Annotated in this window: 19 protein-coding genes; 10 read left to right on the forward strand and 9 right to left on the reverse strand. The window is 73.6% G+C overall.

What is annotated here, in order from left to right; genetic code table 11:
* Positions 1-525 precede the first annotated feature (525 nt).
* From ACFVXJ_RS24605 to ACFVXJ_RS24640, 8 genes are all read left to right on the forward strand, one after another.
* Positions 526-1,737, forward strand: a complete 1,212-nt coding sequence (locus ACFVXJ_RS24605; RefSeq protein ID WP_389664738.1) for an acyl-CoA dehydrogenase — start codon at positions 526-528, stop codon at positions 1,735-1,737.
* A 128-nt stretch (positions 1,738-1,865) separates the two neighbouring features.
* Entirely contained in the window at positions 1,866-2,324 is a 459-nt protein-coding gene (locus tag ACFVXJ_RS24610; RefSeq protein WP_389664740.1) for an RrF2 family transcriptional regulator, read from the forward strand.
* A gap of 189 nt (positions 2,325-2,513) precedes the next feature.
* Positions 2,514-3,281, forward strand: coding sequence for a GntR family transcriptional regulator (locus ACFVXJ_RS24615; protein ID WP_389664742.1), 768 nt, complete (start codon positions 2,514-2,516; stop codon positions 3,279-3,281).
* A 65-nt stretch (positions 3,282-3,346) separates the two neighbouring features.
* The gene (locus tag ACFVXJ_RS24620) at positions 3,347-3,574 is read left to right on the forward strand and encodes a ferredoxin family protein (RefSeq protein WP_125741086.1); all 228 of its coding nucleotides are present in this window, start codon (positions 3,347-3,349) and stop codon (positions 3,572-3,574) included.
* Positions 3,575-3,588: 14 nt separating this feature from the next.
* Complete coding sequence (locus ACFVXJ_RS24625) at positions 3,589-4,941, forward strand: ABC transporter substrate-binding protein (RefSeq protein ID WP_389664744.1); 1,353 nt, start codon at positions 3,589-3,591, stop codon at positions 4,939-4,941.
* A complete protein-coding gene (locus ACFVXJ_RS24630) occupies positions 4,938-5,828 on the forward strand; it encodes an ABC transporter permease (protein WP_389664745.1) in 891 nt (296 codons plus the stop codon). The genes ACFVXJ_RS24625 and ACFVXJ_RS24630 overlap by 4 nt, the downstream gene beginning before the upstream one ends.
* On the forward strand, positions 5,825-6,580 hold the full coding sequence (locus ACFVXJ_RS24635; RefSeq protein WP_389664747.1) for an ABC transporter ATP-binding protein: 756 nt from the start codon (positions 5,825-5,827) through the stop codon (positions 6,578-6,580). The genes ACFVXJ_RS24630 and ACFVXJ_RS24635 overlap by 4 nt, the downstream gene beginning before the upstream one ends.
* A 23-nt stretch (positions 6,581-6,603) precedes the next feature.
* Positions 6,604-9,348, forward strand: a complete 2,745-nt coding sequence (locus tag ACFVXJ_RS24640; RefSeq protein WP_389664749.1) for a fumarate reductase/succinate dehydrogenase flavoprotein subunit — start codon at positions 6,604-6,606, stop codon at positions 9,346-9,348.
* A gap of 61 nt (positions 9,349-9,409) precedes the next feature.
* On the opposite strand, the gene ACFVXJ_RS24645 is transcribed toward ACFVXJ_RS24640, so the two are convergent.
* From ACFVXJ_RS24645 to ACFVXJ_RS24670, 6 genes are all read right to left on the reverse strand, one after another.
* Positions 9,410-9,820, reverse strand: a complete 411-nt coding sequence (locus tag ACFVXJ_RS24645) for a nuclear transport factor 2 family protein (protein ID WP_389664751.1) — start codon at positions 9,818-9,820, stop codon at positions 9,410-9,412.
* 100 nt (positions 9,821-9,920) lie between these two features.
* The gene (locus ACFVXJ_RS24650) at positions 9,921-11,051 is read right to left on the reverse strand and encodes a site-2 protease family protein (RefSeq protein ID WP_389664753.1); all 1,131 of its coding nucleotides are present in this window, start codon (positions 11,049-11,051) and stop codon (positions 9,921-9,923) included.
* A gap of 121 nt (positions 11,052-11,172) precedes the next feature.
* A complete protein-coding gene (locus ACFVXJ_RS24655) occupies positions 11,173-11,760 on the reverse strand; it encodes a hypothetical protein (RefSeq protein ID WP_389664755.1) in 588 nt (195 codons plus the stop codon).
* 71 nt (positions 11,761-11,831) lie between these two features.
* Positions 11,832-12,899: an SCO0930 family lipoprotein gene (locus tag ACFVXJ_RS24660; protein ID WP_389664757.1), complete on the reverse strand. Its 1,068-nt coding sequence runs from the start codon at positions 12,897-12,899 to the stop codon at positions 11,832-11,834.
* Positions 12,900-13,056: 157 nt separating this feature from the next.
* Positions 13,057-14,505: an NADH-ubiquinone oxidoreductase-F iron-sulfur binding region domain-containing protein gene (locus ACFVXJ_RS24665; protein WP_389664759.1), complete on the reverse strand. Its 1,449-nt coding sequence runs from the start codon at positions 14,503-14,505 to the stop codon at positions 13,057-13,059.
* A complete protein-coding gene (locus ACFVXJ_RS24670; protein WP_389664761.1) occupies positions 14,502-15,677 on the reverse strand; it encodes a hypothetical protein in 1,176 nt (391 codons plus the stop codon). Before ACFVXJ_RS24670 ends, ACFVXJ_RS24665 begins: the two co-directional genes overlap by 4 nt.
* Before the next feature lie 443 nt (positions 15,678-16,120).
* Here ACFVXJ_RS24670 and ACFVXJ_RS24675 point away from each other — a divergent pair, with 443 nt between their 5' ends.
* Positions 16,121-17,272 carry a PucR family transcriptional regulator gene (locus ACFVXJ_RS24675; protein ID WP_389664763.1) on the forward strand — a complete coding sequence of 384 codons (1,152 nt, stop codon included), beginning with the start codon at positions 16,121-16,123 and terminating at the stop codon, positions 17,270-17,272.
* Between the two features lie 57 nt (positions 17,273-17,329).
* Here the strand turns inward: ACFVXJ_RS24675 and ACFVXJ_RS24680 are convergent, their stop codons facing one another.
* The 3 genes from ACFVXJ_RS24680 to ACFVXJ_RS24690 form a co-directional block, all read right to left on the reverse strand.
* Complete coding sequence (locus tag ACFVXJ_RS24680; protein ID WP_389664765.1) at positions 17,330-18,151, reverse strand: RNA polymerase sigma factor; 822 nt, start codon at positions 18,149-18,151, stop codon at positions 17,330-17,332.
* A gap of 139 nt (positions 18,152-18,290) precedes the next feature.
* Positions 18,291-19,685 carry a DUF1996 domain-containing protein gene (locus tag ACFVXJ_RS24685; RefSeq protein WP_389664767.1) on the reverse strand — a complete coding sequence of 465 codons (1,395 nt, stop codon included), beginning with the start codon at positions 19,683-19,685 and terminating at the stop codon, positions 18,291-18,293.
* Between the two features lie 9 nt (positions 19,686-19,694).
* On the reverse strand, positions 19,695-20,393 hold the full coding sequence (locus ACFVXJ_RS24690; RefSeq protein WP_389664769.1) for a DUF4142 domain-containing protein: 699 nt from the start codon (positions 20,391-20,393) through the stop codon (positions 19,695-19,697).
* Between the two features lie 402 nt (positions 20,394-20,795).
* Here ACFVXJ_RS24690 and ACFVXJ_RS24695 point away from each other — a divergent pair, with 402 nt between their 5' ends.
* Entirely contained in the window at positions 20,796-22,307 is a 1,512-nt protein-coding gene (locus tag ACFVXJ_RS24695; RefSeq protein ID WP_389664778.1) for an alpha/beta hydrolase, read from the forward strand.
* The last annotated feature ends 161 nt before the right edge of the window (positions 22,308-22,468 follow it).

The following is a 22,468-nucleotide window of genomic DNA, read 5'->3' on the forward strand; positions in this document are numbered from 1 at the left end:
CGCCTTCCGGTGAAATGAACCGGGCTGTTGTCCACAGTCCGGGGAGCCGGTGGGCCGGCTCGGGGCCGGGTCCGCGCACCGGCCGACCGCCTGGAGTGACGTACGGGTGCCGCGGGTTCGGCCTCGACGGGGCAGGGGCTCCGTGCCGCATTCGACGGTGCGTGTCGGCCTGTCGCGCGGCGCACCGACCGGCACGGCGAACTCGCCGCGCCGGCATCCCTCCTGATGGACGGTCGGACCGAGACCACCCCACGCACGGTTCGGCGGCAGGCCTGCGACCTGCACCGTCTTTCATCTCAAGACCCTGCTGTCCACCATCCGGTCACGCTCTTGCCCGTGAGGGCCACTCCGGGCGAGTATCCCTATCAATTCGACGGGAAAGGTGGGGAAGCGGCTTGCCCGCGGGCACCTCGACGAGCCCGCCACCCGACAACCTCTCGGAGTGACCGACATGACCACCGCCCTCCCGCACGGCACCGCCGTCCGCCCGGCCCCGGCGTCACGCTGCGGCACCCGGACCCTTCGATGACGCCCGTGGCGACGTCACCGGCCGCGCCCGGCGCCCGGTTCTCCGACACCCGGCGTCGCGCGCTCCTGCGTACCGCCCGCGATGTGGCGGACGACCTCGCCGCCGACGCCATCACCCGCGACCAGGCGGGCAAGCCGCCGATCGACGAGACGACCCGGCTGCGCGAAGCCGGTCTGCCGGCGGCCCTCAACCCGCCCTCGTCGGGCCGCGGGACGGACTGGCGTACCGGATGCGCCGTCATACGGGAGATCGCGGCGGCGGACAGCTCCATCGGCGACCTGCTCGCCCGCCACTACGTACACGCCTGGAGCGGACGCTTCTACGGGACCCACCACCAGGCGGCCGGCCTCGAAGAGGAGTCGGTGCGCGAGCGGTGGCTGTGGACCGGCGCGATCCGCAGTCCCGCGCCCGATGACGACATGGAGGGACCGGACCTCACGCTGAGACCGCGCACCACCGGCTACGTGCTGAACGGGTGCCGGTCCGTGGATACGTCGGTGACCGTCGCCGACCAGATCGTGGTGGACGCCGTCTGCGCCGTGACGGGTGACGTCCTGGTCGTACGGATTCCACCCGGTGCGCGGGGCGTGACCATCGAACCCGCCCACGACCGCCTCGGGCAACGCGTCGCCGGCGCGGGCGAGGTCGTCTTCGACCGGGTCGCCGTCCCGCCCGGGCAGGTGCTGGGCCGCCGGCCGCACGACGAGGAGTCGACCGCCCCCTTCACCGCGCTCGCCGAGCCGGCGCTCCGGCTCGCCCTGTGCCACGTCGGCCTCGGCATCGCCGAGGGCGCCCTCACGGAGGCGCGTGACCTCAGCAGGGGCGGTCGCGCGTACCGGCCGGCCGCCGCCGACCCGGACCTCCTCCTGACGTACGGGGAACTCGCGTCCGCCGCCCAGACGGCCACCGCGGTGGTCGACCGGGCGACGGAGGTGATGGCGCAGGCCCTCGGTGCGGGCGCGCAGCTCGATGCCGAGGAACCCGCGGGCGTGGCCGCGCTGGTCGCCACGGCCGAGACCGTGACGGCGAAGGCCGCGCTGCACATCACCGCCCGGGTGCTGGAGCTCGCCGATGCCCCCGGCCTGGACCGGTTCTGGCGCAACGCCCGCGTGCTGACGGCCCACCGCCCGGTCGCGCACCGCCTGCGCTCCATCGGCGAGCACTACCTCAACGGCTCCCACCGCGCGGTGGCGGCGGCTTTCCACTGACGTGGGGCGCCGCCCGGGACGCGGATCCGCGACCCGACCCCCTCGGCCACCGGCCGCGAGCGCCCGTCAGGCAACCTGCGGCCCACCCGGGACGGACGGCGGGCGTAGTCGTACGGGATAATGCCCCTATGCGGATCTCAGCCAGGGCGGACTACGCGGTACGTGCCGCGCTGCAGCTTGCCGCGTCACAGGATGACGGGCCGCTGAAGGCCGAGACCATCGCCGACGCGCAGCAGATCCCGCACAAGTTCCTCGAAGGCATCCTGAACGACATGCGCCGAGGCGGTCTCGTACTCAGCCGGCGCGGCGGCAACGGCGGCTACCGGCTGGCCAAGCCGGCCCAGTCCATCAGCATCGCGGATGTCATCCGCGTCGTGGACGGACCGCTCGTCTCGGTGCGCGGGGTACGCCCGCCGGACCTGTCGTACACCGGCCCCGCCCGGTCGCTGCTGCCCCTGTGGATCGCACTGCGGGCCAACGTGCGCGAGGTCCTCGACGGGGTGACGCTCGCCGACGTCGCCTCGTCCGACCTGCCGGCCGACGTATCCGCGCTGACCCGCGCCCCGGAAGCCTGGACCAACCCCTGACCCCTGACCCCTGACCCCTGACCCCTGACCACATGGTGGCCGTCCGGTCGTCCACGATGTGGGCGCCACAGTGGCGGATCTTGCCACTTTTCCGCTGAATCCGCAGGTCAGAGCGGTTCGCATAGGGCGTCAGGTGGCGCAATACTGCGGCAACACCACGGGGATCGCTCTGCCGGTACGTTCCCTTCCATGCCAGCCGAACCCGCCCCCGCCGCCCTCCCGGTCGCCGCCGCGCGCCGCCGACGGCTGCGTGCGGACCGAGCCCGGCAGCTCGCCGACCTGCTGCGCCACCAGATCCTGGCGGGCGGCTTCCCCGGCGGGGTCCTCCCCCTGGAAGACGCCATCGCCGCCGACTACCGGACCAGCCGCAACACCGTCCGGCAGGCACTGGACCTGCTGCGCGGCGAGCAGTTCATCGACCGGCAGCCCGGCGTCGGCACGGTGGTGGTCTGCGAGAAGTACCCGCACGGCCTGGACCGCCTCCAAGGCCTGGCCGAGACCCTGCACGAGCACGGCCGGGTCAGCAACGAGGTCCGCACCGTCGGCCCCGTCACCGCCCCCGGCCCGGTCGCCCGGCGGCTGGGCCTGCCCGAGCACACCGACGTGCTCTGTATCGAGAGGCTGCGCCGCCTGGGCGGACTGCCGCTGTCTCTCGACCTGTCCTACCTGCCCATGGACGTGGGCGGCGAACTGCTCGGCTGTGACCTGGAGAACACGGACGTGTTCCGGCTCTTGGAGTCACTGACCGGGGGCCCGCTCGGCCATGCCGAGATCACCCTGGAGGCCGTCAACGCCGACGCGCACTCCGCCGCGGTGCTCCAGGCCCCACGCGGCGCCGCCGTACTGATGCTGGAACGACTCACGCATCTGCCCGACGGCCGGCCGGTGGACCTGGAATTCATCCGCTTCCGCGGCGACCGCATCACCATGAACGGTGTGCTGCGCCGCTCCTGCTGAGCCCTGAGCTTCGCCTTCCTTCCATTCCTCGTGTTCCCGGCCCTTCCGGGCTTTTGGAGACAGCCATGCCCCTTGTTCCGCAACGCGCCGACGTGCCCGTGACCATCGACGAGTCCAAGTGCATCGACGGCTGCACGCTCTGCGTCGACATGTGTCCGCTCGACTCGCTCGCGATCCGCGAGGACAACGGCAAGGCCTACATGCACGTGGACGAGTGCTGGTACTGCGGCCCCTGCGCGGCCCGCTGCCCCACCGGCGCGGTCACCGTCAACATGCCCTACCTGCTCCGGTGAAAGGCCGAACTCCCATGAACAGCAAGAGAATCCCGCTCCTGCCACTCCTTCCGCTCGCCCTGCTGCTGCCGCTGGCGACCGCATGCGGCGCCGCGGCCGGCGCCGACGGCAAGACCGGGCCGAAGACGGTCACGGTGACGGTCGGCTACCAGTCGAAGACCATCAACACCGTCACCGCCGGCACCCTGCTCCGCTCCCTCGGCTACTTCGAGGAGGAACTCGCGGCCCGCGGGAAGAAGGACGGCACCACCTACAAGGTCGACTGGCAGGACTACGCGACCGGCGCGCCGATCACCGCCCAGATGACCGCCGGGAAGATCGACATCGGTTCGATGGGCGATTTCCCGCTGCTGATCAACGCGGCCCGCGGCAAGGAGCTCAAGCAGCCGACCCGGCTGGTCTCGGTCACGGGCTACAACCTGCGCGGCGGCCTGAACACGGTGGTCACCGCCCCCGACTCGGCGCTGCGGTCGCTGGCCGACCTACGCGGCAAGAAGGTCTCCACCAGCGTCGGCTCGGCCGCCGACGGCACGCTGGTCCGGGCCCTCCAGAAGGCCGGCCTCGACCCGAACAAGGACATCCAGAAGCTCAACCAGCAGCCCAGCGTGGGTGCTTCGGCCCTGGCCGCGGGCAGCGCGGACGCGCTTTCCCAGTTCGTCGCCTGGCCCGGCCAGCTGACCTTCGAGGGGCGCGCCACGGCCCTGTACGACGGGGCCGAACTGAACCTGCCGACCTTCCACGGGGTCACGGTCCGGGAGAAGTTCGCCGAGGACCGGGCCGGGGTCCTCGACGACTTCCTCAAGGCGCAGCGACGGGCCACCGACTACCTGCGCGAGCGGCCCGTCGCCGCCGCCGAGTCGGTCGCCAAGGCGACCGGGCTGCCGGCCGAGGTGGTCTACCTCTACAACGGTGCCAACGGCATCGCCACCTTCGACCCGGAGCTCCGCCCGGAGCTGATCGCCGCGCTGAAGGAGGACGTGCCGGTACTGAAGACCGCCGCCCTGGTCGGCGACGTCGACGTGGACGCCTTCGTCGATCCCGCACCGCTGAAGCGGGCCGTGCAGGCCCCCGCCTACCCGCAGGCGAGCGCCGCCAAGCCCGAACTCTGGCTGAAGGGCCAGACCGCCACCCGCACGTTCGACAGCCCGAAGGAGCTGCTGAAGGCCGCCAAGGGCGCGGACGTACGGGCCGCGTACGTGCCGGACGCGCTGACCGGCACCCTGTGGTTCGCCGACAAGGCGGTGTGGGTGGCGGACGGCGCCGACCTGCGCGCCTTCGTCACCCCGGCCAGTGCCAAGCGATACCTCGACGGGCACGCCGGGGCGCGGATCGTCAGCTACGCGGACGCCGTGGGTCTGGCGTCATGAGTGCGGGCCGCCGGCTGCTGCGCGCCGCCTCACTGGTCGCGGCCCTCGGGCTCTGGCAGTTGCTGACGTCCCTGGACGTCAACCTGTGGCTGCGGTTCGAGCAGTTCCCGACGGTCGGCGAGGTGGCCTCCGCCTTCGCCGACCGGCTGGGCACCGGCCCCTACTGGCAGGACCTGGGTTACAGCCTCCGGCGGATCGTGGTGGGTTTTCTGCTGGCCGCCGTGCTGGGGGTGGCGGTCGGCACGGCGATCGCGCGGTCCCGGTGGGCCGCCGACCTGCTGGGCCCGCTGGTGGAGGTGGTGCGACCGGTGCCGGCCATCGCCCTCGTCCCGGTGGCCATCCTGCTGCTGCCGACCAACGAGCAGGGCATCGTGTTCATCACCTTCACCGCCGCCTTCTTCCCGGTGGTGGTGTCGACCCGGCACACGGTGCGGGCGCTCACCCCGGTCTGGGAAGAGGCCGTGCTGACCATGGGGGGCGGCAGGCTCCGGGTGCTGTTCTCGGTGGTGCTGCCCGGCGCCCTGCCGGGCATCTTCGGTGGTCTGTCCGTGGGCATCGGTGTCGCCTGGATCTGCGTGATCTCCGCGGAGATGATCTCCGGCGAGTACGGGGTGGGCTACCGCACCTGGCAGGCCTACACGATCCTCGACTACCCGGGGGTCTTCGTCGGGATGGCCACCATCGGAGCCCTCGGATGGCTCACCTCGACGGCGGTGGAGCTGCTGGGCCATCGCGCCACGGCCTGGCTGCCCCGCCCGGCAGCACCCGGTGGTGCCAGGGCGAAGCGGCCGGCGTCCCGCAGGACCGCCCCCGCCCACACCGAAGCCGCCCCCACCGCGGGCGCCGCGGCCCGCACCGCCGTTCCCCGGAAGGAACCGGTCCCGTGAACCCCACGACCCCGCTCCCCACGACCCCGCCGACCGGGGCCGCACTCGCCCTGCACGACGTTCGGCTCGGCCACCCGGACGGCACCGCCCTGCCGGGCACCGTCACCCTGCGCATCCCGCCGGGCGAACTGCTGGCCGTGGTCGGACCCTCCGGGTGCGGGAAGTCCACCCTGCTGCGCACCCTCGCCGGGCTGCTGCCCCCACTGGACGGGCAGGTCACCCTCGACGACGAGCCGATCACCGGGCCCGCCGCCGACCGGGCGCTGGTGTTCCAGCACGACGCCCTGCTGCCCTGGCGCACCGTCAGCGCCAATGTGCGACTCCCGCTGGCGATCCGCCGGGTCCCGCGGGCCGAACGGCGGCGCTCCGCGGCCGACTGGCTGGACCGGGTCGGTCTGGCCGAGTACGCCCACAAGCTGCCGCATCAACTGTCCGGCGGCCAACGACAGCGGGTCCAGCTGGCCCGCGCCCTGGCCGGCCGGCCCCGCGCGGTCCTGATGGACGAACCCTTCGGCGCGCTCGACGCGCAAACCCGCGCCGAGATGCAGGACCTGCTGGTGGACATCGTGCGGGGCACGGGCGCGACCGTCGTCTTCGTCACCCACGACGTGGACGAGGCCGTCCTCCTCGGCGACCGGGTCGCCCTGCTGGGTTCCGGCCGGGTGCTTGACGTACCGCACCCGCGCGAGCGGGCCGCGCGGCAGGCCCCCGGCACCGTCGAACTGCGCCGCCGCATCCTCGAATCCCTCTGAAAGGCACCTCCGTGGAGACCCTGGTGGACACTCCCCTGCCCGTTCCCGCTCTCGCCGACGCGACCGAGCTGTCCTGTGACGTCCTCGTCATCGGCGGTGGGACCGCCGGCACGATGGCCGCGTTGACCGCGGCCGGACGCGGTGCGCGGGTGCTGCTGCTGGAGAAGGCGCACGTACGGCACTCCGGCGCGTTGGCCATGGGCATGGACGGGGTCAACAACGCGATCATCCCGGGCCGGGCCGAGCCGGACGACTACGTCGCCGAGATCACCCGCGCCAACGACGGCATCGTCGACCAGTCCACCGTCCGGCAGACCGCGACCCGCGGCTTCGCGATGGTCCGGCGGCTGGAGTCGTACGGGGTGAAGTTCGAGAAGGACGAGCACGGCGAGTACGCGGTCCGCCAGGTGCACCGGTCCGGTTCGTACGTGTTGCCCATGCCGGAGGGCAAGGACGTCAAGAAGGTCCTCTACCGGCAACTGCGGCGCCGCGAGATGCGGGAGCTGATCCGGATCGAGAACCGGGTCATGCCGGTCAGGGTGCTCACCCACCCGGACGACGGCCGGGCCATCGGCGCGGCCGCGTTCAACACCCGCACCGGGGAGTTCGTCACCGTCCGGGCCGGCGCGGTGATCCTGGCGACCGGGCCCTGCGGCCGGCTCGGACTGCCGGCCTCCGGCTACCTGTACGGGACGTACGAGAACCCGACCAACGCCGGTGACGGCTACGCCATGGCCTACCACGCGGGAGCCGCGCTCACCGGCATCGAATGCTTCCAGATCAACCCGCTGATCAAGGACTACAACGGGCCTGCCTGCGCGTACGTCGCGAACCCGTTCGGCGGCTACCAGGTGAACCGGCACGGCGAGCGGTTCGTGGAGTCGGACTACTGGTCGGGGCAGATGATGGCCGAGTTCGCCGACGAACTCGCCTCCGACCGGGGCCCGGTGTACCTCAAGCTGAGTCACCTGCCGGAAGAGACCGTCACCGCCGTCGAATCGATCCTGCACACGACGGAGCGACCCACCCGCGGCACGTTCCACGCGGGCCGCGGCCACGACTACCGCACCCACGACATCGAGATGCACATCTCGGAGATCGGACTGTGCGGCGGTCACTCCGCCTCCGGGGTGCGGGTCGACGCACACGCCCGCACCACCGTGCCCCGGCTGTACGCGGCCGGAGACCTGGCCTGCGTACCGCACAACTACATGATCGGCGCGTTCGTCTTCGGCGACCTGGCCGGCGAGGACGCCGCGCGGTACCGGGCCTACGAGGGCGAGCTGCCCCGGGACCAACTGGTCGCCGCCCACGAGCTCGTCTACCGGCCGCTGCGCAACCCCCAGGGCCCGCCGCAGCCGCAGGTGGAGTACAAGTTGCGGCGGTTCGTCAACGACTACGTGGCACCGCCGAAGACGGGGGCGAAGCTGTCCCTGGCGGTGGAGGCGTTCACCCGGATGTCGGAGGAGATCGCCGGGATGGGGGCGCGCACCGCACACGAGCTGATGCGGTGCGCGGAGGTCGGCTTCATCCGGGACTGCGCGGAGATGGCCGCCCGGGCCTCGCTGGCCCGCACCGAGTCCCGGTGGGGCCTGTACCACGAGCGGGTGGACCACCCGGAGCGCGACGACGCGGGCTGGCTGCACCACCTCGACCTGCGCAAGTCGCCTTCCGGGGCCATGGTGTTCACCGCACGGCCCGTCGAACCGTACGCGGTCCCGGTGCCGGAGTTCGCGCCGACGCCGGGGCCGGAGCGCCCGCTGGGCGAGGTCACGCTGGTGCCGGTGGCCACGGCCGGCCCGCGGGACGCCGCTCCGGCCGCCCGCTCGACCGCGGCCGCGGCGGGGTCCGCGCCGACGCCCGCCCCGTCCGAGGCTCCCGAGGTGGCCGCGCCCGGCGCCGCCCTCCTCCGCCTGCTCTCCCTCGCCGAGGAGTCCCCCGACCTGGACGCGCTCCGCCCCTACCTGGCCGACGCCGACCCGGGCGTGCGGGCGGCCGCGGTCGCCGCCCTCGGCGAGACCGTACCGACCGGCGCCGGCCCCGCACTCGCCGCGTGCCTGCGGGACAGCGCGCCACGGGTGCGGGCCGCTGCCGCCGCCGCGCTGCGCGAGCTGGTGGAAGTGCTGCCGGCCGAAGCGGAGTTGGGCGACGGCCTGCGGGCGGCGCTGCGCATCGCCGACCCGACCGTCCGGGCCGCCGCACTCGACGTGCTGCGCGCGCTGCGGCTGGGTGACGCCACGGTGTACGCAGCCGCACTCGCCGACACCGACATAGAAGTCCGCACCACCGCCGTCCGTGCCCTGGTCTCGGTCGACGCCGCGGCGGAACTGGGGGTGGCCGCCGCCGACCCGGCCCGTCAGGTCCGGGTCGCGGTGGCCCGCGGACTCGCGGCCGTGCACGCCCCGACGCCGGCCCCGCTCGACCCGCTGCTGGACGACCCCGACCCGCTGGTCCGGGGGGCCGCCCTGGCCGCGTTGGCCGTCGTCGGATGCCCGCCCGAGTACGCCGCGCGGGCCGCGGCGGCGCTCGGCGACCCCGCGTGGCAGGTCCGGACCGGCGCCGCGACCGCCCTCCGGGCGGCCCCACCCGCCGCGGCGGTTCCCGTCCTCGCCCAGGCCTTGGCCGACCCGAACGCGGACGTCCGCAAGGCCGCCGTCCTCTCCCTGCTGGTCCACCGCGCCGTCCCCGAAGCCCGCGCCGCCCTCGCCACGGCCGCCACCGACCCCGACGCCGACATCCGCGCCTACGCGTCCCGCGCGGCCACGTGAGCGGCACGGTGACGAGCCCGCGCCGGCCGCCTGTGATCGCGGGCGTGGGTCAGGGCGTGGGTCAGGGGTGGTCGTGCCAGGAGAGGGCGGCTATGCGCCAGCCGGCGGGGGTGCGGACGAACTGGAGGGTCTTGGTGCCGGCGCCCTCGAAGGGGGTGCCGTCCAGGGTTCCGGACTTGCGGTAGTCGCCGAAGCGGGACGCGATGTCGCCCTGGATCTCGGTGCGCTCGGAGGTCTCCCACTCCGAGAAGTCGACCAGCCGGCCCTCGCTCAGCAGTCGTCGGCGGGGCTCGACGAACTCCGCCACGGTGTAGACCGTGAAGTCGGGGCCCGTCTTGACGATCACACCGCCGGGGAGGAACAGCCGGCGGAGCCTGTCGACATCGGCGGTCTTGCCGTCCCGGTTGTCGAACGCGCCGAAGAACTCGGCGGTCAGGGCGTCGAGTTCGGACTTGGACCGCGTACGTGACATGGCGTGCTCCCCCGCTTCCGGTCCCTGACCGCCTGCCGCGGTCCGGGCACGTCCCCATTGTGTCCGAGCGGAACGCGCCGCCGCCTCGGAGGCCGCCGGCTCAGCTCGGCTTCTCGCCGCCCAGCACTTGTCGGCGCATCAGGCGGGTGATGTCCTTCGCCGTGACGATGCCCACCAGCCGGCCGCCATCGACCACGAGGAGGCGGGTACCGGTGGCCATGCCGAGCCGGTCGAGGGCTTCGGTCAGGGGGTCGTCGGGCGAGGCGACCGCGCACCGCGCGAGCGGGGTGGCCACCTCGCGCACCTGGGTGGTCTCGCGCAGGGCACCCTGGACCGCGGCCAGCCTGCGCAGCTCCACGACGCCGCTGGGACGGCCCTCGAAGTCGAGCAGCGGCACCGCGGAGTGGCGGGACGGGAGGGCCACCTCGTCGATGAAGCGGCGTACGGTCAGCCAGTCCGCGCCGGTGGTCACCGGGCTGGTCATGGCGTCGGCGACGCGTACACCGCGCAGTGCCGTGCCCATGACGGCGCGCTGCCGTTCGGCGCCCGCGACGACCATGACGAACAGGCCGGTGAACACCAGCCACAGTCCGCCCGAGGAGCCGCGCAGCAGCGAGACCCAGCCGGCGCCCATGAGCAGGACGCCCAGCACCTGGCCGCTGCGGGACGCCGCCCGCTCGGCGCGTTCCCGGTCACCGGTGCGCCACCACAGCACCGCCTGGACCACCCGGCCGCCGTCCAGCGGAGCGGCGGGCAGCAGGTTGAACACGCCGAGGGCCAGGTTCACCCAGCCGAGCCAGCCGAGGACCGCACCGGGCACGGCCCACCCCGCCAGCCGGTCCAGGCCGATACCGGCCCCGAGGGCGGCCCCGCCGATGACCAGGCTGGTGAGCGGGCCGCTGACGGCGACGGCGAAGGCCGCCGCCGCGCTCTGGGGGCGCCCCATGCGGGTCATCCCGCCCAGCGCCCACAGCGTCACGTCCTGTACGGAGATCTTCTTGCGGCGGGCCATCGCCGCGTGCGCCGCCTCGTGGCACAGCAGGCTGGCCATCAGGAGCAGGGCGCCGGCGGCGCTGGCGAGGGTGTAGACGGCGTTCGAGTGCCCCGGTGTCCAGAGGGGAAGGGTCTGGCGGCCGAGGCCGTACGCGAGGAAGACCGCCAGCAGCGGCACGCTCCAGTGCATGCGCAGCGGTACGCCGACCACGCGTCCCACGAGGACCGAGCCGTTCATGGCGCTCTCCCGCCGGCCCGGCGGCCGGTCCGCGCGGGCCGCACCGTGCGGCCCGTACCCCGCGGATCGGACGGCCGGGACCTCACCTCCAGTGTCCCTCTCGGCGCGCCCCGCGCCCCGGCTACCCCGGTGACCGGCCCGGCGAGGGGTCGTGCCCGGGGTCGTGGGCGGGGTCCATCGGGGAGGCGTCCCCGGGCCCCGGGCCCCCGTGGTCTTCGTGCCCCGGGCCCCCGTGGTCTTCGTGCCCGGGGTCCCCGTGGTCTTCGTGCCCGGGGCCCCCGTGGTCCGGACCGTGGGAGTCACCGGTCTCCACCGTCCCGCCGAGGCGCTCGCGCAGCGGCGCCAGGGCTTCGGCCGAGGCGGCGGTGACCACCCACCGGTCCCCGACGAGGTAGGTGCCGCCGTACTCGCGGGACTGCGCCAGCCACGCGCGCTGCCCCTCGTCCGCGGTGAACGTCTCGATCCGGAACCCGGCGGCCCCCGCCCCGCACGCTCCTTCCCGCAGTTCCTCGGCATCGACGGTGATCTCGGCGGTGCAGCCGAGGGCCGCCGCCAGGTCCTGGACGGTGACGTGGCTCGCCGCACGGGTGGCGGCGGCCGGCCGGGCCTTGGCGGGCCCGCCGGCGCACCCCCCGCACAGCAGGGAGGCGAGCAGCACGGCCACACAGGGCGCCAGGTGGCGGGCGGTGACTCGGGGTGATTGCGGCATGTCTCCCTCGCGGGGGTTCGGGGCGGGGCAGGGCGGGGCGGGGGTGCGCGGGTCGGCGCGCGGGTCGGGGCCTACCGGTCGGCGGGGATCTTCTTGCCGGCGTCGTCGACGGCGAACCAGAGGCCCTGCTTGTTGTGTCCGTTCGTCTGGCCGGGCTGGGTGTCGCCGGTGAACAGGTAGACGGGCCAGCAGTCGATCGTCAATTGCTGCGATCCGTCGGGGCGCTTCACCGAGCCGACGAGTTTGGCCGCTATTCCGGACACCTTCGTCTTGTCCACCGGAGCGGCGGGCTTCCAGGTGTCCAGGCAGGCGTCGAGGCAACCGAATTTCATCGGCCAGGCACTGTCCTTGTTGAATCGGTACAGGGTTCGTCCCTGCCCGTCCACGAGGATCTTCCCGAGTTTCGCGTCGGTCGCGACGGAGAGTTCCGCACCGGATGTGGCGTTCATGTCGCCCATTCCGCTGCCCATTCCGCTGCCCGTTCCCGCTCCCGTGCCACCGGTCGCGGGCGCCCCGGGTTTTTCGCCGCCCTTCTGGTCGACGGCCTTCTTCCCGTCGGCGGCCAGCGCGTGCCAGGTGCCGCCGACGCCCTCGCCCTTGGCCTCCCCGGCCTGGGTGTCCTTGGCGTAGCGGTACACGGGCCAGCCGCCGAGGGTGAGTTGCTTGCTGCCGTCGGCGCGGGTGACCTCGCCGAGCTGGGCGGCGTCGATGCCCGCGGCGGCCGAGACGTCGGCCGCGGGGACCGGCGGCCACGCGGTGGCGCAGTCGCCGGAGCAGTTCGAGGTGGGGGGCTTGGCGGTGTCCTTGTCGAACCGGTAGAGGGTGAGGCCGGCGCTGTCGGTGACGACGCTGCCCACGTTCGCGACGTCCCGTACGGCGAGTTGGCCCGCCCTGGCGGAGGTGGCTGCCGCCGCGTCGCCGGCGGCGCCGTACCCCGAGCCGGCCGCCGGATCCGCTCCCGCGCCGCCGGACCCGTATCCGCTGTCGTATCCGTTTCCGACGGCTTTGCTGTTCCCGACCGGCTGTACGGAATTCCCCGAGCGGCCCGCGTTCGACCCGCCGCTCCCGCATCCGACCGCCAGTACCAGTACCGCCATCACCGATCCGGCGGCGGCCGCCCCACGACGCTTGTTGTTCATGGTTGCTCACTCCCTGCGTTTCCATTCGGCGTTTTCTCTTCCGGGTCATTCATAAGGCCCCGGAAGCCCGTCGAATTCATACGGGCGGGAATTTGTCAGATCGCGCCAAAGGCTGAACCCGGGTCGACCGCGGCCGTTCACGGCCTGCGGAACGCGCTCATTCCTGGATGCGCAGCGCCAGCGCCGGGCAGCGGCGGACCGCGCGCAGCGCCTTGGGCCGCAGCCGTCCCGGGACCGGCATGACTCCCTGGGCCGGGTAGCCGTCGGGGTCCAGCCGGACGATGTCGGGCAGCAGGTCCACACAGAGTCCGTGGCCCTTGCACAACGTCCAGTCCACGACGAGCCGTTCGGGGCTCTCGTCGGCCGGCAGGGGCAGCGCGCCCAGGGCCCGGCGTCCGCAGCCGCTGCCGAGCGCGTGGTCGCGGAACTCGTCGGGGAACACGGCGAGCGCGGACGCGACGAAGGCGGAGGTGCCGTCGGGGTGGCTGCACGCCCCGCGGCCGAGCACCGAGCGCATCCGCGCCTGGACGGCTTCGAGGGCCGGCCGTCCACCACCGCCGACGAGGGCGTCCACCGCGTCGGCGAGTGAGGGCAGCCCCCGCGCGCACGGCCCGCACTGTCCGGCGGACTCGTCCGCCATCCAACGGGTGACGCGGGCGACCTCCCCGGCGGGGCAGGTGTCGTGGGGCAGCGGCAGCACGGCGCCCGCCCCGAGCACGGCGTCGTACGAGGCGAGCGAGCGGCGGGAGAGGGCGGCGGAGCGGGCGGCGGCCGGGGCCAGCCAACGACCGTGGTAGCCGCCCACCAGGACGCCCTGGCCGGGTTCCGATCCGCAGAGGTCCAGGACGTACGCGAGGGACGTCCCGGTCGGCACTTCGACGACCGTGGCTCCCCCGACGGTCAGCATGACGGTACCCGGCTCGTCGTCGAGGCCGGCCATCCGGTACTCGGCGGCTCCCAGTCGGGCGGCGACGGCGAGTTGGGCGTAGGTCTCGGTGTTGGACAGCAGGGTCGGCAGTCCGCCGAGGCCCCGGTCGCTGGTGCGGACCTTCTGCCCGGACGGCAGCGCCGGTCCGCCCTCGATGCCGTTGATCAGGGCGGTGCCCTCCCCCGTGACGAAGCGCTCGGGGAGCCGGGCCACGCGGACCCGACGGTCCGCCGGGTCGCGTTCGGCGACGGCGGCGCGCAGCGAGCCCTCCACGTCGTCCCGGGTCACGCCGATCACCACGTCCTCGGCACCGAGCGCGTCGGCGGCCAGCAGCGCGCCGTCGAGCACCAGGTGCGGTACGTGCAGCAGCAGGGCGGTGTCCTTGAGGCAACTGGGTTCGCCCTCGCTGCCGTTGACGACGACGGCGGTGCGTCCGTCGCGCGCCCGCGCGGAGCGGAGCACGGCGCGGAGTTTGCGGGCGAACGGGAAGCCCGCCCCGCCGCGCCCCTTGAGATCCACGTTTTCGGCCAGGTTCGCCAGTTCCTCGACCGGGTAGCGGGGCCGGGGCCCGTGTACGGCGAGGTGCCCGGCCAGATCGAGCCGGGCGGCCAGGTCGAGCCCCGCCAACAGCCGGGGCATGCCCACGCAGCCCAGGGCGGGGCGGGACACGCCGGTCACTGGCGCCCCCGCGCCCCGCCGAGCGGTTCACCGGGTCGGTCGGCCACGCCGAGCCTGCTCGGTATGAACACCGTCGCGGGGTACGGCTGCGGCTCGTACGGCGGTGCGGCGTAAGGCTGCGCGGCATACGGCTGCGGTGTGGCATACGGCTGCGCGGCATAAGGCTGCGGTTCGGACGAGGCCACGGGATACGCCTGCGCGGCGGCCCGGGACACCGTCGCCGGACCGGCGGCCGCCCGCGCGGTCGCCGGCAGATCACCGAGCGGGTCGGGCCGCACCTCGTCGGCGGTGGACTGCGTCTGGCGGGCCAGCCGTGCGGTCAGTCGCGCCGCCGCCCATTCGGCGGGCTTGCGGACGAAGGGCAGCGGCGTACGCGGCGGCCCCTGTCCGGGGGCGCGGGGCGGGGGCGGCGGGACTACGGCCGGGCGGGCGGGGAACGCGCGCAGTCGCGCGCGCAGCCGGATCACGAGGACGGCGGCGACGCCCGCGAGGCAGAGCCCGTACGCCACGGTCACCCAACCGGCCGCCACCCGCCCGGACTTGAGGCCGTGCACCAGGGAGGCGCCCCAGGCGGGGTACGCGCCCACGTGCAGGGCCCGCCACCACAGCGAGCGGCCCTTGGTGGCGAACGCGCTGCGGGCCGCGCCCGAGACGGCCACGGCGACGAAGAGGTACCCGGCGAGCGTGCCGAGTCCGATGAGGACGGGCCGGTCGGGGTCGGCGAACGGCAGGACGGCGGACGCGGCGCCGGTGTGCGCCCGCGCGATCTTGATCCAGATGTGCAGGGCGAGGAAGGCCAGTCCGGCGACGGCGAGTCCGCGGTGGACCCCCTGGGCGACGAGTCGGTGGCCGGACGCCAGCAGCGTGCGGTCGGTGGCGGCCAGGCCCCACAGGACCGTGGAGGTGAGCGAGACGAGCGAGAGGACGCCCGCGCCGTAGTCCAGGAAGTCCCACAGCCGGCTCAGGGCGCCCGCCCGGACCGCGACGGTCAGCGCGACGAGGCCGGCGAGCGCGGCGGCGGACAGGGCGCCCGGGTGCAGTCCCCCGGGGGCGGACAGCAGCGGCGGCCGGCGCACGGCGCGTCGTCCGGCCGCCGCGGCGGCCGTACCGGCGTGGCGTCTGGCCCGGCGGGCCCGGTGGGAGCGTGGCGTACGGGGTTGGGGCAAGGGCATCTGGTTCTCCCATACGCCCGGGCCCGAGCACTCCACCTCGCGCTCGGCGCCCGGGGCAGTCGTCGGAACTGCTCCGCGGCGGGCGGGAGATGACGCCTCACCGACCGGGGAGCGGGGGCCGGAGTGCAGAAGCATCGTGGAGCGTCGCAGCACCTCCACGGGATTTATCGAAACGTGATAATTTCTGGCGCCCGCGCAGTCATCGCATCGAACATCCCCGGAAGATTCCCTTCCAGTGGTGCGGTCACGACGAGATTCACCCCTCGTCCGCCGCCACACCTCCCCGACGGCAAAATCAAGGCAAGGTCGCGGGACTGCAAGTGGATGGCACGCTCCTGGAGGGAGTACGAGGCGCTCGACTCCCTGCCGGCACCGACGCCGGCGGGGAGGGAGGCGGCCCCGACAGGCTTGTCACCCTCCCACGGGGCAGGCCATACCCCGGCATGAACGAGGTAACAATGTGCGAACTGCTGAACCGCATCTGGTCCCGCCCCCGCGGCGAGTGGACCCGGGTCCTGCGAAGGGAACTGCCCGCGCTGGCCGCGGGGATCGCGGAGGAGCTCCGGGAGGGCATACCCGGATTCCGCGAACTGATCGGCGACACCGACGAAGAGGTGGTCAAACAGCGCGTGGAGGCGGCGTTGCTGACCGCTCTCGGATACCGGGAACCCTGCGCCCCGGCCGAGGAGGAACGGCCGCGGGAGACCGCGCGGCCCGACCTGAACCCTTCCGCGAGTGGCCGGTTGGTGCCCCTCAAGGCCGTTCCCTCACCGCGTTCCGAGGCGCACGGCACCGCGGCCGAACGCGCGCGGCGGGAGCTGTTCACCGCTCTTACGAATGACATGCCCATGTCCGAAATAGCCCTGTCGGAACTGGCCGCCACGGCCGGATGGCCCCTGCCGGCCACCGTACGGGCCGTCGCGCCGGCCACGCCCGGCGAGATGCAGCAATTGGCGGGCGTACTGGACGACGCGCTCACCGGGATGGTCGGCGGGCAGCCGTGCCTGCTGGTGGCCGCCCCCGACCCGGACGCCCGCGGCCCGTTGGAGTGCGCGCTGCGCGGGCGGTTCGCCGCCGTCGGGCACCCCGTCGCGCTGCGGGACGCCGCCTCCTCGTTGCGCTGGGCGCTGCGCCTGCTCCACCTGACCCCCGCCCGGCCCGGCGCCGAGGCCCGCGCCGTCTTCGTGGACGACCACCTCTCCACCCTGCTGCTGCTCCAGGACGAACCCCTCGCGCACGCGCTGGCCGCGCGCTGGCTGCGACCGCTCGCGGACCTGACCCCGCGCCAGAGCGAGCGACTGGAGGTGACCCTGCTCGCCTGGTTGGAGGGGGGCGGCGCGCCGGAAGCGGCCAAGGCGCTGAGCGTACATCCCCAGACCGTGCGCTACCGCATGCGGCAACTGGAGAAGCTCTTCGGAACGGGGCTGCGGGACCCGCGCACCCGCTTCGAGTTGGAGATGGCCCTGCGCACCCGCCGGCTGATGGCTCAAGTACGGCGTCAGCACTCGCGGGTGAGCCGGCGGGCCCGGGTCGTGACCGCCGAATTCCGGCCGCCACTCGGTGCCGGTCGGATGGCCCGGGTCAACGGCCTGTAGACCCGCGCACCGGCGGACCCGTGCGTCCGCAAGCCGTCCGGCCCCGGTTCCGTCCCCTCAGCGCGGGGTGGAGCCGGGGCCGGAGGCGTGCACGCCCAAGGCGGCTCCGAGGTCGAGCAGTTCCGCGTACGCCCGTGAGCAGGAGGGGCATCCCGCCAGGTGACGGCGCAGCCCCCCGGCACGGGGCGCGTCCCGGCGCCGGACGGCCGCGCCGAGCATCGGGGCGTACGGCCGGCACCGGTCGTCGCCGGTCGCGGCGGGGCCGAGGTGGGCGCACAAGTACGCCTCCCGGAGCCCTTCGCGGGCCCGGAAGGCCAGCGAGGTCACGGCGCTCGGGGTGATCCCGAACAGCACGGGCACCTGGTGGCGGCAGTCGTCCTCGACGAGCGTGTGCCACAGGACGGCCTTCCAACGTCCGGGCAGGGAGTGGAAGGAGCGGGCGGCCAGCCGGCGCTCCTCCTCGGACAGCAGCCGCTGCTGCGGGTCCTCGCCGGACGGACCGGGGCCGCACCAGGATTCGACGTCGGGGGTCAGGACGGTCCGGCCGTCGCCCGTCCGCCATTCGATGGCGGTGTGCCGGACCACCGCGAGGAGGTACGGGCGCCACTCGTCCCGCGGACCCGCGCCGGACCGGACGGCCTGGAGGGTGCGGACGAAGGCTTCCGAGACGAGGTCCTCGGCGTCCTGCGGGGCGCGGCAGCAACCCCGGGCGCACGCCATGAGGGCGCCGCGGTGGCGCCGGTACAGCAGGTCGCAGACGTCGGGGTCCATGGCGCCGCGGGCGTAGGACCGTCTGAGCCGACGGGTGAGTTCCCGGTCGCTGGGCGCTGCCCCCTGATCGGATGGTGCACCGGCCGTGGTGCGGTGAGAGCCGGACATGGCGATCGCTCCTCGGTGACGTGGGAGCCGGCCGCCGCGGGGCGACGGCACGGCGCGGTGCCGGTCCGAAGTCGGCTTCGGTCCGGCACCGCTCTCGGGGCGACGCGGGGAGTGGGAGGGGGGCGTCGCCCCGAGGGTCTCAGCGGCAGGCCCGCCCGCCGTTGATGCAGCGCACGGCGCCGGCCATCAGCCCGTTCGACATGACGTTGATGAAGTCGCCGTGATCGGTCACCGGCTTGTGCAGTTGCTCGGGGAAGCTGTCCACGGCGAACCGGGCGCCGGGGGCCACCGCGTAGGTGATCCGCTGCACGAGTTGCGGGATGGCCTTGAACCCCGCCGGGCAGGAGCCGTCGCCGCGGGCGAAGGCCACGTGGGTGCGGTGGTTGGCGCTGTCGGCGTTCTTCCCGTCCCAGCAGCTCTGGAAGGTGAACGTCCGCACGACGTCGCTGCCCTTGGGGCAGATCGGGTACTTGTCCTTCAATTGGCGGTTCTCGAAGCCGGTGCAGCTCCAGGAGGCGTTCGCGTTCGTCGGACCGTTGGTGAACGCCTTCGCGTCACCGGTGATGATCCGCAGGAAGCGCGGCATGGCGGTGACCGGCCCGGTGGGGCTGCCCTTGAAGTCGATCGTCACCTGCTTGGGCTTGAGGATGGTGCCGACGTTGGCGTCCTGGCCGCCGCCGGGCGCCTTGGCGTCCTGCTCCGCCCGGCCGTCGCGCAGTCGCAGCACCGGCCAGTAGTAGGTGGACTGGTCGCCGTTGGAGCAGGTGGTGCCGGAGGCGGCCAGGCTGTTGTTGGTGGAGAAGGCGTCGGTCGTCTCGTTGCCGACGTAGTCGTGCATGTGGTGCGCGCCGTTGCCCACGCCCGGCGCGACGATCACGTTGTCGGGGTTGAGGTGGCGGTTCTCGTTGCGTCCGCACTGGACGGAGAAGGAGCCCTTGGACGCCTTCGCCTGGGCGGCGGGGGTCCGGACGTTGGGCTTCACCGTGCCGATGACGACGAAGTCGGAGCGGGCCGGGCCGCCCTTGCCGCCACCGGCCTTGCCCTGGGCCAGTCCTTGGGCGTCGGCCGGGCCGGCCGCCTCGGCGGCGGTGTCCGCGGCGTCGGCGGCCGGTGCCTGCTTCATCGAGCAGCCGCTGAGGGCCTCCAGACCCCCGGGGCGGGCGGCGGTCCGGCCGATCGCGTCGGCCATGCCGGTGATGGTCTTCTGCCGCTTGCCCTGCAACTCGCCGAGCAGTGCGTCGCCCTGGGCCCGGCCGGTCGCGAGGCGCTGGTAGGAGTCCGCTATCTGGGTGTCCAACTGCGCCAGGTCGCGGTCGACTTCACCCCGTGCGGGGTCCGGGACCTCGCGGAGCCGGTCGCCGACGTCGGGACAGTCGATGGTGGCGGTCACCGGGGCGTTGCGCGCGGAGTCCTGTCCCGCGGAGGCCGCCTGCTCGACGATCACGACTCCGCCGGCGCCCAGGACGAGGGCGGACACGAGGGCGAGGGCCTTGTGGGACGGCCTCAGTCGACGTTTGTGGCCCTTTGGGCTCATGCGATCACTTCACTTCGTCGGTCGGGGAACGGTGGAAGGGGCGGGCGAGACGTCCGCCAGGCCGTCGAAATCGACGAGGCCGCTGGCTTCGAGGACCGAGATGTGGTCCAGAACGGTGGAGTTGGCGTCCGTGGCGAGATCCCGCACCATCGAGTTGCGGGTCTGGGCGCGGACCTGGGCGACGAGGGCGAACACCTTGCCGTGCGCCCGGCGCAGCAACTGGACGAACAGCCGCTCGTACTCGTTGCCCTGGGCGGTGTCGAGTTGGTTGAGCCAGCCCTGCTGCTGGGCGCTGGGCCGGTCGGGCAGCTCCATGCCGAGGGCCTGACCCACCGCCCGCACGTGGCGGTCGAGTGCGGTGTGGCCTTCGACGAGGTGTTCGCCCGCGGTGCGTACGGCGGGGCGCGTGGCCCGTTCCTGCGCCTGCCGCCCGGCGGGAAGCTCCCACAGTCCGGCGAGCCGCACCTTGCGGACGAAGTCCCGGTCCTGCGGCGTCAGCGGCCCGAAGGCGGTGCTCATCGTTCCGGCGCCGTCGTCGTCGCCGGAGGGGGTGGTGGCGGCCGCGGCCGTGGTGCCGCCGAATTTCTGCACGGGGATCAGCAGCGCGACCAGCGTGAACGCGAGGGCGCCGATGACGATGAGCGTCCCCATCACGTGTCGCGAGGCGACCGACATGGCGGCGACGTTCGACCGGCGGAATGACAGCACAGTGCCTCCTTGCTGCGTGGGCGGGGAGGGGCGGCATGGCCGGAGGTGTCCGGCGGCCACGCCGTGTGCACCCGAGCTCCCCGGGTGCCAAGGGACGCTAGTGCCAGTCGGGGTGCCCGTTCGGAAGGACCATCACGAACGGACAAAGATCCGGGCAACGCCTCGAACGGCTGGTACGGTGCCGCGTTCGGCCTCCGTGTGTCACGGACCCAACCGCCTGGGAGTATCGGCCAGTTGTCCGGAATGACCCTCCTTCGCGGGGAGGATTCCGACCAGCTCTTCGGGAGGATTCGGTACGGCCTCGCGTGCCACAGGGTGGACGGGACCCGTCGCCCCGCCGAAAGGAACCGCCTCCCTGTGCGCAGGAAACGCTTCACACCGCTGCTCGCCGCAGCCGGCCTCATGGTCACCGCCCTCCCGCTGCTCACCGCGCCCCAGGCGTCCGCCGCCCCGGCCGACGTCCCGGCCGCCGAGTTCGTCGCGCGCCCGGCCGCTTGGCAGCGGTGCGATCCCGCCCAGCCGGCCGCGTACGAGTGCGCGACCATCAAGGTCCCGCTGGACTACCGGCGCCCCTCGGGGCGCACGATCGACCTCGCGATATCGAGGATGAGGAGCCAGAACCCGGCGAAGCGGCACGGTGTGCTGCTGCTGAATCCCGGCGGCCCGGGCGGCCCCGGGCTCGACCTGCCGCTCCAGCTGAACGAGCAGCTGCCCAAGGAGGTCCGCGAGCAGTACGACCTGATCGGATTCGACCCCCGCGGGGTCGGCGCGAGCAGCCCGGTCAGTTGCGGACTGACGCCGGAGGAACAGGACATCATGCGTCCGTACCGGCCGGAGAGCTTCCCCTCCGACGTGGCGTGGGCGCGGACCGTGGCCGACAAGTGTCGCGAGAAGGCCGGGGCGGTGCTGCCCTTCATCACCACCCGCAACACCGCACGGGACATGGACGCGATCCGCTCGGCGCTGGGCGAACGGAAGATCTCGTACCTGGGCTACTCCTACGGGACCTACCTGGGCGCGGTCTACACGCAGCTGTTCCCGGCCCGCACGGACCGCTTCGTACTGGACAGCGGCGTGGACCCGCAGCGGATCTGGCGGGGCATGCTCCAGGTGTGGGCGAGCGAGGCCGAGCCCGCGTTCGCGCGCTGGACCCGGTGGACGGCGCAGCGTTCGGCCGAGTACGGGCTCGGGGACACCCCGGAGGCGGTGTCGCGGACGTTCTGGGCGCTGGTGGCCCGCGCCGACGAGGACCCGATCCCGCTCGACGGCGCGAAGCTGACGGGTGATGACATCCGGGCGCTTCGGGCGCTCTTCTTCTACCCCGCCCAGGCGGCCCCCGCCGTCAAGGCGCTCAAGGACGCGGCCGACGGCAAGCCCGCCGCGCTCTCGCCGGCGCAGCGGAAACTGTTGCTGCCCACCGCCGAGCCGGCCGCCGACAACGGCACGGCCGCGTTCCTGGCCGTGGTGTGCGGGGACACCGAGTGGCCGCGCTACCCCGAGCAGTACGAGCGGGAGACGGTCCGGGACAAGGCCCGGTACCCGCTGTACGGGGACTTCACGTCCGGGATCAAGCCGTGTGCCTTCTGGTCGCGGCCGATCGAGGCCGCCACGCCGATGCGGACCGGGGCCCCGGTGATGACCGTGCAGAACGAATGGGACTCGCAGACCCCGCTGGTCAGCGGCCAGGGCCTGCACCGCGCGCTGGGCGGCTCGCGGATGGTGCTGGCGGAGGGCGGCGAGGGCCACGGCGTGTACCTGGTCGACCCCGCTTCCTGTGTCGCCGCACCGGTCGAGGCGTACCTCACCACGGGTCGACTGCCGGCGCGGGACGTGACCTGCCGCAGCGCCCCCGGTTCGACCGAGCGGCGCGCCGCGTCGCCGGTCCCGTCGCTGCCGTCGCCGTTCCTGTTCTGACCCTTCCGTACCGCTCCCTGCCGGCACCCGCCCGCGGGTACCGGCAGAACGCCCCCGACGCCCGGACGGCAGATTCTTGGGGTCCTCGCAACACCTGATGGCTTACGCGGTCGTCAGTAGATCACGCAGGCGCTCGGCTGGGGTTCTCCAGCCGAGCGTTT

The sequence above is a fragment of the Streptomyces sp. NPDC058279 genome (assembly GCF_042881255.1).
Taxonomy (GTDB): Bacteria; Actinomycetota; Actinomycetes; order Streptomycetales; family Streptomycetaceae; genus Streptomyces.

What these genes read in the sequence shown, in the direction of transcription:
- ACFVXJ_RS24605 (WP_389664738.1), top strand. Translation starts at nt 526, where the DNA reads ATGACGCCCGTGGCGACGTCACCGGCCGCGCCCGGCGCCCGGTTCTCC.
- ACFVXJ_RS24610 (WP_389664740.1), top strand. Translation starts at nt 1,866, where the DNA reads ATGCGGATCTCAGCCAGGGCGGACTACGCGGTACGTGCCGCGCTGCAG.
- ACFVXJ_RS24615 (WP_389664742.1), top strand. Translation starts at nt 2,514, where the DNA reads ATGCCAGCCGAACCCGCCCCCGCCGCCCTCCCGGTCGCCGCCGCGCGC.
- ACFVXJ_RS24620 (WP_125741086.1), top strand. Translation starts at nt 3,347, where the DNA reads ATGCCCCTTGTTCCGCAACGCGCCGACGTGCCCGTGACCATCGACGAG.
- ACFVXJ_RS24625 (WP_389664744.1), top strand. Translation starts at nt 3,589, where the DNA reads ATGAACAGCAAGAGAATCCCGCTCCTGCCACTCCTTCCGCTCGCCCTG.
- ACFVXJ_RS24630 (WP_389664745.1), top strand. Translation starts at nt 4,938, where the DNA reads ATGAGTGCGGGCCGCCGGCTGCTGCGCGCCGCCTCACTGGTCGCGGCC.
- ACFVXJ_RS24645 (WP_389664751.1), bottom strand. Translation starts at nt 9,820, where the DNA reads ATGTCACGTACGCGGTCCAAGTCCGAACTCGACGCCCTGACCGCCGAG.
- ACFVXJ_RS24650 (WP_389664753.1), bottom strand. Translation starts at nt 11,051, where the DNA reads ATGAACGGCTCGGTCCTCGTGGGACGCGTGGTCGGCGTACCGCTGCGC.
- ACFVXJ_RS24655 (WP_389664755.1), bottom strand. Translation starts at nt 11,760, where the DNA reads ATGCCGCAATCACCCCGAGTCACCGCCCGCCACCTGGCGCCCTGTGTG.
- ACFVXJ_RS24660 (WP_389664757.1), bottom strand. Translation starts at nt 12,899, where the DNA reads ATGAACAACAAGCGTCGTGGGGCGGCCGCCGCCGGATCGGTGATGGCG.
- ACFVXJ_RS24670 (WP_389664761.1), bottom strand. Translation starts at nt 15,677, where the DNA reads ATGCCCTTGCCCCAACCCCGTACGCCACGCTCCCACCGGGCCCGCCGG.
- ACFVXJ_RS24675 (WP_389664763.1), top strand. Translation starts at nt 16,121, where the DNA reads ATGAACGAGGTAACAATGTGCGAACTGCTGAACCGCATCTGGTCCCGC.
- ACFVXJ_RS24680 (WP_389664765.1), bottom strand. Translation starts at nt 18,151, where the DNA reads ATGTCCGGCTCTCACCGCACCACGGCCGGTGCACCATCCGATCAGGGG.
- ACFVXJ_RS24685 (WP_389664767.1), bottom strand. Translation starts at nt 19,685, where the DNA reads ATGAGCCCAAAGGGCCACAAACGTCGACTGAGGCCGTCCCACAAGGCC.
- ACFVXJ_RS24695 (WP_389664778.1), top strand. Translation starts at nt 20,796, where the DNA reads ATGGTCACCGCCCTCCCGCTGCTCACCGCGCCCCAGGCGTCCGCCGCC.